The sequence below is a fragment of the Ehrlichia chaffeensis str. Arkansas genome, assembly GCF_000013145.1.
GTDB lineage: Bacteria > Pseudomonadota > Alphaproteobacteria > Rickettsiales > Anaplasmataceae > Ehrlichia > Ehrlichia chaffeensis.
The window spans coordinates 432655-446143 of the sequence record NC_007799.1; the positions used below are offsets into that span (position 1 = coordinate 432655).

At 29.9% G+C, this 13489-nt stretch carries 11 protein-coding genes and 1 tRNA gene; 9 read left to right on the plus strand and 3 right to left on the minus strand.

The genetic code is table 11. From position 1 onward, the window contains the following. On the minus strand, positions 1 to 804 hold the full coding sequence (locus tag ECH_RS01880) for a polyprenyl synthetase family protein (RefSeq protein ID WP_006011035.1): 804 nt from the start codon (positions 802 to 804) through the stop codon (positions 1 to 3). A 275-nt stretch (positions 805 to 1079) separates the two neighbouring features. On the opposite strand from ECH_RS01880, the gene ECH_RS01885 reads away from it, so the two are divergent. The 3 genes from ECH_RS01885 (at position 1080) to ruvX (ending at position 4690) form a co-directional block, all read left to right on the plus strand. Continuing rightward, positions 1080 to 1152 (plus strand) — tRNA-Glu (locus ECH_RS01885). A gap of 232 nt (positions 1153 to 1384) precedes the next feature. Next, the gene (locus tag ECH_RS01890; RefSeq protein ID WP_006011033.1) at positions 1385 to 3172 is read left to right on the plus strand and encodes a ribonucleoside-diphosphate reductase subunit alpha; all 1788 of its coding nucleotides are present in this window, start codon (positions 1385 to 1387) and stop codon (positions 3170 to 3172) included. A gap of 1047 nt (positions 3173 to 4219) precedes the next feature. Then, on the plus strand, positions 4220 to 4690 hold the full coding sequence (ruvX, locus tag ECH_RS01895) for a Holliday junction resolvase RuvX (protein ID WP_011452617.1): 471 nt from the start codon (positions 4220 to 4222) through the stop codon (positions 4688 to 4690). A gap of 500 nt (positions 4691 to 5190) precedes the next feature. Here ruvX and ECH_RS01900 read toward each other — a convergent pair whose 3' ends face one another. Together ECH_RS01900 and ECH_RS01905 are read right to left on the minus strand one after the other, a co-directional pair. Beyond that, positions 5191 to 6483 (minus strand): adenylosuccinate synthase, encoded by a 1293-nt coding sequence (locus ECH_RS01900; protein WP_006011113.1) that lies wholly within the window; start codon positions 6481 to 6483, stop codon positions 5191 to 5193. A 307-nt stretch (positions 6484 to 6790) separates the two neighbouring features. Beyond that, a complete protein-coding gene (locus ECH_RS01905; RefSeq protein ID WP_226988433.1) occupies positions 6791 to 7288 on the minus strand; it encodes an OmpA family protein in 498 nt (165 codons plus the stop codon). A gap of 774 nt (positions 7289 to 8062) precedes the next feature. Here ECH_RS01905 and ECH_RS01910 point away from each other — a divergent pair. The 6 genes from ECH_RS01910 to ECH_RS01935 all read left to right on the plus strand — a co-directional run bounded on the left by ECH_RS01910 (position 8063) and on the right by ECH_RS01935 (position 13453). Continuing rightward, the gene (locus ECH_RS01910; protein ID WP_006011117.1) at positions 8063 to 9532 is read left to right on the plus strand and encodes a carboxypeptidase; all 1470 of its coding nucleotides are present in this window, start codon (positions 8063 to 8065) and stop codon (positions 9530 to 9532) included. A 55-nt stretch (positions 9533 to 9587) separates the two neighbouring features. Further along, positions 9588 to 11579, plus strand: a complete 1992-nt coding sequence (tkt, locus tag ECH_RS01915) for a transketolase (protein WP_011452620.1) — start codon at positions 9588 to 9590, stop codon at positions 11577 to 11579. A gap of 322 nt (positions 11580 to 11901) precedes the next feature. After that, complete coding sequence (locus tag ECH_RS01920) at positions 11902 to 12210, plus strand: monovalent cation/H+ antiporter complex subunit F (RefSeq protein WP_011452621.1); 309 nt, start codon at positions 11902 to 11904, stop codon at positions 12208 to 12210. After that, a complete protein-coding gene (gene mnhG, locus ECH_RS01925; protein WP_011452622.1) occupies positions 12207 to 12506 on the plus strand; it encodes a monovalent cation/H(+) antiporter subunit G in 300 nt (99 codons plus the stop codon). The genes ECH_RS01920 and mnhG overlap by 4 nt, the downstream gene beginning before the upstream one ends. Then, positions 12496 to 13041 carry a DUF4040 domain-containing protein gene (locus ECH_RS01930; RefSeq protein ID WP_044148156.1) on the plus strand — a complete coding sequence of 182 codons (546 nt, stop codon included), beginning with the start codon at positions 12496 to 12498 and terminating at the stop codon, positions 13039 to 13041. Before mnhG ends, ECH_RS01930 begins: the two co-directional genes overlap by 11 nt. Further along, positions 13034 to 13453 (plus strand): Na(+)/H(+) antiporter subunit B, encoded by a 420-nt coding sequence (locus ECH_RS01935; protein WP_044147973.1) that lies wholly within the window; start codon positions 13034 to 13036, stop codon positions 13451 to 13453. Before ECH_RS01930 ends, ECH_RS01935 begins: the two co-directional genes overlap by 8 nt. The last annotated feature ends 36 nt before the right edge of the window (positions 13454 to 13489 follow it).

Genomic DNA, 13489 nt, shown 5'->3' on the forward strand with positions numbered 1-13489 from the left:
TTATAAATTTCTTATAAACTCAGCTAAACTGTGTAGGATATCTGCTTTATGTGAAAGAATAGTTAAATGTTCGATAGATTTGTCTATCAAGCTATTAAGATAGTTTTGAGCATCTTCGTTATTTAATATATTGAGGATGTTGTTTTTTGATTTATCCTGATTTGCGTCAGCAATGTCATCTTTTACTTGAAAAGCATGTCCAAGGTTTAATCCGTAGTTAGCTAGAGCATTTAATTCAATATTTGATGCATTCCCTAATATTCCTCCTAATTCACATGCTACAGAGAAAAATTGGGCTGTTTTCAACACGTGGATGGCTTGTATATCATTTGTGTCTTTTGCTATAGTTTCTGTATCAAGTATTTGTCCTTGTATCATGCCTTGATAACCTAAAGCTTTAGCTAATGCTTTTATCATACAGCAACGTATAAATGGTGATTCATCAATTGTTGATAATATTTCAAATGCTAGAGTTAATAGTGCGTCACCAGTTAATATTGCAATTGCTTCGTTAAATTTTTTGTGGGAACTTGCTTGTCCTCGACGTATGTTTTCGTTATCTATACCTGGTAAATCATCATGTATTAATGAATAAACATGTATAATTTCTACAGCTGCACTGACAGGTAGAATTCTATCTACATTAACGTTGAATATTTGGGCAGAAGCATTAACGAGAAAAGGACGTATATGCTTGCCAGGTGCAAACATAGAATACCTCATGGATGTTAATAATATATCTTGATTATTTTCTGGTAGAATACTTTCTAGTTGTTTGACGAGTAAGCTACTATGATGTTTCATTAAATCTGATATATTGCAGTACAAATTTCCCTCTATATGTTGTTTCCTTTGTATCAAAGATTATAAAAGTCTGAGAATAATATGCAATGTAATTTATAGTGGTTGTTATAAAAGATTTATATTATCTTTTATTTAATTTTTTAGCTATTTTGTCATTTCTTTTAATAGATATTTTATATAATGAACATATTTTAGTATGTATATTTACATAATAAGTAAATTGCTGAGAATAATGTTTGACTATGCTGATATTCACTTTTATAATCAGCTGGCATGACTCCTTCGTCTAGTGGTCTAGGACCCCACCCTTTCACGGTGGTAACGCGGGTTCGACTCCCGTGGGAGTCACTTTTGTTCTTTCTTTTGTATTTTTCGTAGTTTTAAATAAAAACTTGCTTTCCTATTGGGGGCATTTGTTATATTAATCACAATTATTAGATGATTTTGCAGTACAATTTTTTTTAATAGATGTTTTGCATTTCTATATATTGTGCTTTATATAGTAAATATATACAATATGTATGCGTGAGCAATAATTCCTATTATGCATAGGGTTTGAATAATAAGAAAGGTAGAGATTATGGGGACAGTAATTGTTGATTATGAAAGAGATAATAATCTTACAGCTTTTGGCAAAGCTGTATTGTCTGATAGGTATTTACTTGAAAATGAAGATTATCAACAACTGTTTGTAAGAATTTCTGAATATTATTCAGACAATCCAGAACATGCACAAAGGTTGTATGATTATATGAGTCAACTATGGTTTATGCCTGCTACTCCTATACTAAGTAATGGTGGTACAAATAGAGGGTTGCCAGTTTCATGTTTTCTCAATGAAACAGAAGATAGTTTAAGAGGTATTGTTAATTTATGGAATGAAAATGTATGGTTGGCATCTAAGGGTGGTGGAATAGGAAGTTATTGGGGAAATTTGCGTTCTATAGGTGAAAAAGTACGTGGTAGTGGTAAAACTTCTGGTATTATACCGTTTATTGTAGTCCAAAATGCTTTAACTTTGGCAATTAGTCAAGGATCATTACGTCGGGGTAGTTCTGCTGTATATTTGCCTGTTTGGCATCCAGAGATTGAAGAATTCTTAGATTTAAGAAAACCAACAGGTGGTGACCCTAATAGAAAAGCATTAAATATACATCATGGGGTTGTATTATCAAATAAATTCATGAAATGTGTAGAAAATGATGAACCATGGGATTTGATCAGCCCTAAAGATCAGTCGGTACTTTTTACTATAAAAGCACGTGATATATGGATAAAAATTTTGACAACAAGAGTTGAAACAGGTGAGCCATATATATTATTTATTGACCAAGTTGATAACAATAAACCTGAAATTTATAAAAGACTGAATTTAGACATAAAAATGTCTAATTTATGTACAGAAATAACTCTCACTACTGGATATGATCATTTAAATAAGTCACGTACTGCTATATGTTGTCTTGCATCATTGAATCTTGAATATTATGAACAATGGAAGGACAATTCGTTGTTTATTGAAGATGTTATGAGGTTTCTTGATAATGTGCTAACTGATTTTATAGAAAAAGCTCCTAGTGAAATGGAAAGAGCAAAATATTCTGCGATGCGTGAACGTAGTATAGGAGTTGGAGTGATGGGGTTCCATTCATTTTTGCAAAGTAAAATGATACCCTTTGAATCTGTAGCAGCTACAATATGGAATAAAAAGATATTTTCTCATATAAGAAAACATGCAGATGCTGCGTCTTATAATATTGCTATGGAAAAAGGTTCTTGTCTTGATGCACAAGATGCTGGTATTGTAGAGAGGTTTGTAAATAAGTTATCTATTGCTCCTACTGCATCAATTTCTATTATTGCTGGAAATACTTCTCCTGGTATTGAACCATATGCAGCAAATGTTTTTACACATAAAACTTTAACTGGTTCTTTTATTGTAAGAAATAAGTTTTTGCAAAAATTGTTAAAGCTAAAAGGTAAAGATAATGAACAGGTATGGTCTTCTATATCAACTAATGAGGGATCTGTACAGCATTTGGATTTTTTAACTGAAGAAGAAAAATTAATATTTAAAACTGCATATGAACTTGATCAAAGGTGGATAATTGAGCATACAAGCGATAGATCAAAATATATATGCCAGGCACAATCTGTAAATATTTTTCTTCCTGCTAATGTTCACAAAAGGTATTTGCATAAAATACATTTTCTTGCTTGGAGGAAAGGATTGAAAAGTTTGTATTACTGTAGATCAAAATCAATCCAACGTGCAGATAAAGTATCTCATGGGGCATTAGAAAAATCAATTGAACAATATAAGCAAATTACAAACTTTGATTATAATGAGTGTTTATCTTGTCAGTAGTAGATCTTATTATTAAGTAATTACTGTTCTTCATTATTTGCAGTTAGTATACTGCTGCTATATCATACTGAGCGTTTATTTTACTAGTGCATGTTATAAATGAAAAGTTAGTGTTTCATATTTATGATGATTAGCTTAAAAAATTAAGTGTATTATTATAGTTCATTTTTATGGATGTATGAAAGTTTAAGAAATTTCTATCTTTTTATTAAAGCATATCAATAATATTGGGTCATAATTAGTTTGTTATATGTTCAGGTAATGTTTAGCAATATGTGTACTGACGCGTAATATTTTAGAATGAATGGAAGTGGTATGTTATATAAAAGTATTGATGAATTTATAAAGGTTATATAGATAAGACAAAAAGATGATCAGCTTAAAAAATTAAGTGCGTTATTATAGTTCATTTTTATGGATGTATGAAAGTTTAAGAAATTTCTATCTTTTTACTAAAGTATATCAATGATATCGGGTCATAATTGGTTTATTATATGTTGCGGTAATGTTTAGCAATATATGTACTGACGCGTAATATTTTAGAATGAATGGAAGTGGTATGTTATATAAAAGTATTGATGAATTTATAAAGGTTATATAGATAAGACAAAAAGATGATCAGCTTAAAAAATTAAGTGCGTTATTATAGTTCATTTTTATGGATGTATGAAAGTTTAAGAAATTTCTATCTTTTTACTAAAGCATATCAATAATATTGGGTCATAATTAGTTTGTTATATGTTCAGGTAATGTTTAGCAATATATGTACTGACGCGTAATATTTTAGAATGAATGGAAGTGGTATGTTGTATAAAAGTATTGATGAATTTATAAAGGTTATATAGATAAGACAAAAAGATGATCAGCTTAAAAAATTAAGTGCGTTATTATAGTTCATTTTTATGGATGTATGAAAGTTTAAGAAATTTCTATCTTTTTACTAAAGTATATCAATAATATCGGGTCATAATTGGTTTGTTATATGTTGCGGTAATGTTTAGCAATATATGTACTGACGCATAATATTCTAGAATGAATGGAAGTGGTATGTTGTATAAAAATGTTGATGAATTTATAAAGGTTATAGATAAGACAAAAAGAATAATGGGTTTAGATTTTGGAGAGAAAAAGATAGGGATAGCGTTAAGTGATAGAACAAATTTAATAGCAATACCTTACAGTGTGTATGTTAGAAGAAGCAGTAGAAAAGATTTAGGTAGCTTATATAGTATTTTTGTAGAGAATGATGTAGGGTCGATAGTTATAGGTTGGCCGCTTGAATTGAGTGGTGTAGAAAACGAATTGTGTCAGAAGGTAGTGATGTTTGCAAATCGGATTATAACAAGATATAAAATTAATATTTGTTTACATGATGAGAGGTATAGCACTGCTATGGCTACAAGGCTAGCAAAATTAGCTAATATTAAAAGAAAAGAATCTCAAGCAATTGATGATAAAATTTCAGCTGTATTAATTTTACAACAAGTGCTTGATATAATAAAAGTTTATCAAATGTAGAAAAGTAGTATCAATATTTTACAGGTGGATATTGTAAATGTGGTGACCACTCTATTAGAGATGATGCTGTATACCTATATATAGGATATAAGGTAATAAGAGTATTATAATGATCAATAGTAATGAATATACTTAAATTTCTGCTTTATAATCTGTTTTATAACATGATAAATTTTCTGTTATAAGAATGGATATATTAGATTTTAATCACTTATTTCCACATCAATAATTTAAGTGACAGTATTATTTTAGTAAGAGTGACTATTATAATTCTTTTTAATTTGCAGAATGTACATTTGTAATAATTCACATTTTTTACTACGTGTTTTAGGTATTAATTGAATATGATTTTAATATTTTCTTGTTTTTAAAGTATTTTATGAAGTGAAATTGTATAGTAGGGCTCTTATATGGACAATTTAAGGTAATATAGCATGACTTTTTCTTGTGTTCTTATGATCTACGGTCAAATAAAACTTAAGTATCTTTAAGTATATATGCTATTGTAGAAAATCATTGTTGAGTATAATCATAGAATTTCTTTCTGGGCCTGTAGAAATCAAATGAATAGGGACTTTTAGGATTTCTTCTATTTTCTTTATGTACAATATAGCGTTTTGTGGTAAATCCTTATACGATACACTGCCAAATGTGCTTGTTTGCCATCCAGGAAGTATTTCATATATTGGTTCTAAATTACTTTGTATGTGAGGTGAAGCAGGGAGGTAATCGTATGTTTTATCTCCGTATTTATATTTTACACATATCTTTATTTCACTGAATTGATCTAGTACATCGAGCTTAGTCATAACTAATCCTGATACTCCAGATAGCATTATTGCTTGTCGTGCTAGTACTGCATCAAACCATCCACATCTTCTTTTCCTATTACTGACAGTTCCTAATTCTTTTCCTGTTTTAAACATGATTTTTCCTATATCATTGTTTTGTTCAGTAAAAAATGGACCATTACCTACTCTTGTTGTATAGGCTTTTACTAATCCCAGTATGTAAGACTTATTAGATGGATTGATACCACATCCGACCCATGCTTGTGATGCTATGGTATTACTTGATGTAACAAAAGGATATGTTCCATGGTCAATATCTAGGAATGTTCCTTGTGCTCCCTCAAAAATTATTGTCTTATTTTGTTGTGTTAAATTATATATGGTTTTCCATACTGGTTGTACGAATGGTAAAATTTTTGGGGCAATATTCAACAGTTCATTAACTATATCCTCTGCCTTTATAGGTGGGGTATTAAGACTTTTTCTTAATAGATTATGGTAGATTAGAAGATGATTAACTTTGCTGTATAGCAGATCTTTTGTATCTAGTAAATCACATACTCTGATAGCTCTTCTGCTGATTTTATCTGCATAACATGGGCCAATTCCTTTGTTTGTGGTTCCTATAGTATCTTGTCTAAGTTGTTCAAACAGTATATCTGCTTGTTTGTGTACACTAAGCACTAGTGGACAAGATTCTGATATTGCAAGATTTTGAGTAGTAATGTTAATACCACTGCTTTTCAAGTTATCAATTTCTGAAACAAGTGCATAAGGGTCCAAAACTACTCCATTTCCTATTATGGACAGTTTATTGTTTTGTAAAACAGAAGATGGAAGAAGGTTTAACTTATATACTTTATCATTTATGACTATAGTATGTCCTGCATTATTGCCTCCTTGAAATCTCACGACAGCGTCTGCATTAGTGGATAGCCAATCTACGACTTTTCCTTTTCCTTCATCACCCCATTGTAACCCTACAACTACTATATTTACCATAGCTTTTCTGTATAAATCCCAAGCCACACTAACAAAATAAAGAAATTGTGTCAAATGATTTAGTAGTCATAGTGTCCTATGTGTATAGTATCAACCCAGAAACCTGGTATTGGATTTCAATGTTGAGAAATTATGTATGTAATATTTTAATCAATACATAGCTTATATGTATAAGGCTTTTTGTATGGGATAAACAATAATACATTACTTTTTACATACTGAAAACATATGTAGAAAGTAATGCATATTGTTAAAAATTTGTAGATTGAAATGACAACTGTTTATGAAAAATCATTTCAATTATCTATCATTGTTCTGTTTTATTAGAGGACGGATCCTTGTCTGAAGATTTAGCTTTATATATAAGATTATCAGTAAGTGTTATCACAACTCTACGATTTTTAGTATGAGCGTATTCAGCTTCTTCTGGATTGTTAGAGTACACTAAAACTGCTGGTTCAGACTTTCCTTTAGATTCTATAATAATTCTATCCTCTAAAGACTTATTACGCTCTAGAATGAAATCTTTAACAGCATTTGCACGCTGTTTGCCTAATTCTAAATTATATTCATCTGTTCCTCTAGTGTCGGTATGTCCAACAATAATGATATTAGTATCAGGATACTCTTCTGCCTTTTGCATAACTTTTTCAAGTATTGTTTTATCAGAATCCTCGATTGTTGCCTTTCCAAAACCGAAGTATATTTTTTCAATAGTCTTCGTATTAGAAAACACATGATCAACATTTACCAATGGAACATGATCAGTAGTTTTACAGCTACTTAAAATTAAGCATAGTAGCATGAATTTAATAAATACCAACTTATGTTTCATAGTGCCTCAATTGTTTTAAACAAGATTATCATGATCATTGCTTAAAATTATCTTAAGTCAAGAGAAAAATCAAATTGTAGCTATATTACTGGATTTATACAATAATTTACTCTAGTTAGAAATTGATAATTTTGATGTTATTAAAAAGCAAATATTATGAGATATACAAGTATTTTATATACAAATTATGTTGTAAAATTCAGTATCTGAGTTATTGCACGTTCATTGTTTTTTTTATTTTCTAGTAATTCTTTTATTTCAAGAAAAGTGGTTGATTTTAAAACGTTAAAAAGGATTTAACATGAAATTTGTTATGATAAATCTGTAATTTATCAATAGTAAAAAACGTGCATTCAAGTTATTTTGTGAGAGTGTTTAAATGTTTTTATAATGTTGATGTAGTGTATAGCGTAGTGCTTAATGCAAAGGTTGTGTAATCAATGACTGTATTTATTGTCTTGGTTTAATAGAATTTATTTAAATTTTTTAGACAGAGAAATATTGATATTTTGTGTTGTATTGCGCTAATATAATCAATTATCATTATCAACTATATTATTGGAAATTGTGTGATGATTTTCTGTATCAATATTTTTGTATTAATGTTTTACCTGGTGTAGTGTATATTGGTATGCGTTGTGTGATTAGTATATTTTAGAAAAGTTCTAGCATGCTTATTGATATTATTTAAATGAATTTTTGATTAACTGACTAAGTGAATTTAACCTACGGAATATTATACATATGAAACATTATAAATTTTTGGAGCAAGTTTTTGGTAAAATTGGAAATATTAATTCTATTATTAATGTTTTAGAAACTAGTGAAGGTAATTTTTGCGATAAAATAGAGCACATTTGTACCCTTAAAGAAATTAAGCATGAGATTCTTAATAGTGAGATGATCGGCGATATGATACAACATTCTGTAGCTAATAAAGCACAATTAAATGACTGGGAAATTGCTAACTTGAACCATATTGAGCTGATACATAAGAATAGTAGTGCAGTTCCTGTGGAGTTGGTATTAGACCTTTATAGAGCGCAAGTTAAGTGTAAAAATTCTTGGGTATTATTCCGTAATGGTGATGCTTCTATACAAGATATAGTTGCTTTATTGTCTGATGTTGTAAGATTGGTAAGTGATATTGCTTCTATTAAAGCTGAGAGTTTAAAGATTTCTAAATATGATGTTATTTTAGGACTACAAGATAGTAAATTGAATACAAGAAAAGTAGATGCTATATTTACTGAAATAGGAGCTTTTTTCCGTCAGTTTATCACTGAGGTGGGTGATAAGCAGAAACACAATAAGATTTGTTATCCAAAAGGTATTAATGAAGAGAAACAGATACTTCTAGGTTATGATGCTTTGTCGAGTTTTGGTATGACAAACAGTAATATTATTAATAGTGATTATGTAAATAATAGATATTCATTTGGGAAAGATTTACCTTTTTTAGTTAATTATAGTGAAGATGATTACAGAATCGGGTTAAAAACTTTATTCAGAAAAATAGGTTATGCTTTGTATGCTTTGAATTTACCTGAGAAGTGGCATAAACAACCTGTAGGGTGGAACTTAAATAACATTCTATCTGAAATTTTGGGGCTGTTAACATCGAATCACTTAATGATGAGTAAGGAGTTTGTAAAGTTTATATCTCCTAATTTAAAGAAGCGATTTTCTTTTAGAGGTAAGGTTGGGCACTATGAGAATATTCAGTTATATTTTAACGAAGTGCAACCTAATTTGTTGATGCATAAATCTGATGAGGTGACTCTACTAGCTCATATTATGCTGCGGTATACTTTGGAAAAGGAAATGATAAGTGATTCTTTGCAAGTACAAGACTTGCCAGATGCTTGGATTCAAGGAATGAAACACTATTTTAATGTTGCTCCAAAGAATGATTTGGAAGGGTTTTTACAAGATGATTATTGGGTGAGTGGTATTTTTGGATATTTTCCTTGTTGTATGATTTCTGCTATTATTGCTTCTCAGATTTTTTCTACTATGAAGAATACTGATGTTCAAGTGTTGTCACAAGTAGAAAAGGGGGATTTATCATCATTTATCCTGTGGATAAATAAGAATGTATGTGATTACAGTACGAAGTACAGTAGCATGGATTTGTTAAAAAAAGTTACAGGTCAGAAATTGAATGTTAATTTCTATAAAAATTATCTTACAAATAAGTATCTCAACATGTAGATCGTTGTATGTGTTTAGCTAAAGCTATGTATTGTTAATTTAATGAGAATGAAATATGGACAACGAATATAATGATATGGTAAATATGGCTAATGCCATTAGGGTGTTATCAGTAGATGCTATACAGAAAGCTGCGTCTGGACATCCAGGTATGCCTCTTGGAATGGCAGATGTTGCTACAGTATTGTTTGCAAAGTTTTTAAAATTTAATCCTAAAGATCCTAATTGGTTTGATAGAGATAGATTTGTGTTATCAAATGGCCATGGATCTATGTTGCTGTATTCCATATTATATTTTTTAGGATGTTTAGATATAGAAGAAATAAAAAGATTTAGACAAATTCATTCTTTAACTCCTGGACACCCAGAATATGGATACACTCCTGGAGTAGATGCTACTACTGGCCCATTAGGTCAGGGTTTAGCGTGTGCAGTAGGTATGGCAATAGCAGAAAAAATATTGTCTGAAAAATTTGGCAGTGAAATTGTAAATCATACTACTTATGTTATGGTTGGTGATGGATGCCTTATGGAAGGCATTAGTCATGAAGCAGCATCTTTGGCAGGACATTTGCAGTTGAATAAATTGATAGTATTATTTGATGACAATAATATTTCAATAGATGGTCCAATTTCTTTATCTGTTTCAGATGATGTTAAAGCTAGGTTTTTGTCTTATCAGTGGGATGTTTTTGAAATAGATGGGCATGATTTTGGTCAGATTGAATCTTCAATTAAAAATGCTCAGAAATCTGAAAAACCTTCTTTGATTTGTTGTAAGACGGTTATTGGAAAGCATCTTTCTTCAAAAGAAAATACATGTGCTGCACATAGTTGGCCATTTTCAGAAGAAGAAGTAATGTTGATGAAAGAGAAATTAAATTGGCAATGTAATCCATTTAATATACCAGAAGAAATTTTGCAGTTATGGAAGAATGTTTCTAGTAGATCAGAAGATGAATACAACATGTGGCTTGATAGGTCTGCGAAATATAGTAAAACTTTTGATGATTTTGTAGATATGATGAAGGAAGGTGTTCCTGATTCAGTTTTTTTAGGTTTGAAAGAATTTAAAAAAGAACTTTATGCTTTAAACTTAAGTGAAGCAACTCGTAGGACTTCTGGTAGAGTATTAGAAGTTATAGCAAAGCATACAAGTAAATTAATAGGTGGATCTGCTGATCTTACTAATTCTAATAATACTAAACCACAGTTAATATCAATTATTAACAGAAGTAATTTTAATGGATCTTATTTGCATTATGGTATTAGAGAACATGCTATGGCAGGGTGTATGAATGGTATGGCATTGCATGGTGGAATGATTCCTTATGGTGGAACATTTTTAGTTTTTTCTGATTATTGTAGACCAGCTATTAGATTGTCTGCATTGATGAAAAAACAAGTTATTTATGTTATGACACATGATTCTATTGGAGTAGGAGAGGATGGGCCAACTCATCAACCTATAGAGCACTTATCATCTTTACGATCGATCCCTAATTTATATGTTTTTAGACCAGCTGATGCTATTGAAGTATTAGAATGTTGGGAAATTGCATTAAAGTTAACTAGTTCTCCATCTGTGTTTATACTATCTAGACAAAATGTTGGCAGTGTTCGCAGTGTATCTGTTGATGAGAATTTATCTAATAAAGGTGCATATGTTATACGTGAATATGAGAAGGATTTAGATGTTACCATTTTTGCCACAGGGTCTGAAGTGGAGATTGCACTAAAAGCATCTGATATTTTGAAAAGTAAAGGGTTAGGTACAAGAGTAGTATCTATTCCTTGCTGGGAGTTGTTTGTTCAGCAAGATAAAAAGTATATATTCAATTTATTGAATAATAAAAGCATTAAAGCTGCGGTAGAAGCTGCAAGTTCTTTTGGATGGCATAGATACATAGGAGAAAATGGTATTTTTGTAGGTTTAGAGGATTTTGGGATATCTGCTCCATATAAGGATTTATATAAACATTTTGGAATCACTGCGGAAGGTTTAGTAAACAAGATACTTGATAAGTTGAAAATTAATACAAATTAGATGAATATAAGTAATCAATTTTATTAAATATTTGTAAACGAAATTTTTAAGCATTGTAGAACAAACTTTAATTGGTTTAATCTATTTTTTAGTATTGAATTATAATGTAGAATTCACAGAGCTTTAGCAATTATATTGCTATGTTTAATTTATCCAGTTTTGAGTGTAAAAATCTTTAAAAATTATGTTGTTATAATAAAAAATACATTTTCTTAAAAAATATAGATGTATGTTTTTAAGTCTCTAAGTATTAATGTATGTGTTTTACGATTTAATCTAAGTTTTAGTTACTATAATTTAAATGTTTGTGTATTAATAATATTTGTATATATTGATTTTATCATTGTTATCGTTGGATGAAATGTTAGTATTTACAGCTTGTGTGTTATTATTTTGTATGGGGATGATGTTGGTATATTTGGTTACTAGTAAAACCATATATGATAAAATACTTGCTGCAAATTTGTTTGGAACGTATTCTATAGTTTTAATTGTTGTTATCGGAATCATAAATGATACATTTTCTTTATTGATAGATGTGTCTTTAGTATATGCGTGTATTAATTTTATTTCTACTATTGGGTTTATGAGGTTTTTTCTTCATGGTTCTTTTGGAGATATAAAAAAATGATGGAATATATAAGTATAGTAGTGCTAGCATTGGGAATATTTCTAGTTATTACTTCTGTAGTAGGAGTAATGAGATTTCCTGATTTTTATACAAAATTACATCCTGCAGGTATAACAGATTCTTTAGGAGCACCTTTAATTTTAATTGGACTTGCTATGCGATCTGGGTTTTCAATTTTTACAATTAAAGTTTTGTTATTAATCTGTTTTTTATGGATTACTGGTACTACGGCATCTTATGCATTAGCACGTTCTGCTTATTACAAAGAGAAAAAAGGTAAAGATGATGCTGACTGATGTGAATTTTATTATAAATGTTATTTTATCTTTATTTTTAGTATTCGTGTCATCTTGTTTGGTATTATTTAAAAGTCTTACTGTGAATGTGATAATGATGTGTATATTTAGCTTTTTGATGGCATTGTTGCATTTAGTAATGGATGCTCCAGATGTTGCAATTACAGAAGCTGCTGTAGGGGCAGGGATAAGTACTATACTAATGTTGGTTGCTTTATCATTAATTGATACAGATGAGAAACAAACGTGTGGTAATATAAAAATATTTCCTATTATTGTTGTATTAGGAGTGTTTGTAAGTTTGATGTATGTAATACCTGATTTACCTGTTTTTGGTGATGCTAATTCTTTTGCAAATAATCACGTTGCATCTTACTATGTAAAAAACACTTACTCTTATATGGGAATTCCTAATATAGTTACTGCAATTTTAGCAAGTTTTCGAGGATATGATACTTTTGGTGAAACGGTTGTAATATTTACTGCTTCTTTGGGAATTTCTTTATTGCTTGCTAAGGATAATCATCATGTTTAAAGATCCAGTGTTGCGAACAGTATCTATTTTAATGATACCTGTTATAATTTTGTATGGATTGTATATTCAATTTCATGGTGACTATAGTCCAGGTGGTGGTTTTCAGGCTGGTGTTATTGTTGCATCTGCAATTATTTTACATGGTATATTATTTGGATTAAAGGTCACTTTAAAAGTGATATCACCCTATATTGTCAGATTAATTGGTGGTATTGGTATTTTGATATATGGAGGTACTGGTATTGCATCTATGTTACTTGGTGGTGAATTTCTCTCGTATTCTACTTTGGCTAGTGATCCAGTATTGGGACAAAAGTTAGGGATATTTCTTGTAGAACTAGGTGTGGGCATGACTGTGTGTAGTTCTATGTTGACTATTTTTTTTAATTTTGTATCTTCTTATAAAGAATAAATGTGTTTTCTAATAGTTTTATTTATTTTAACTCTG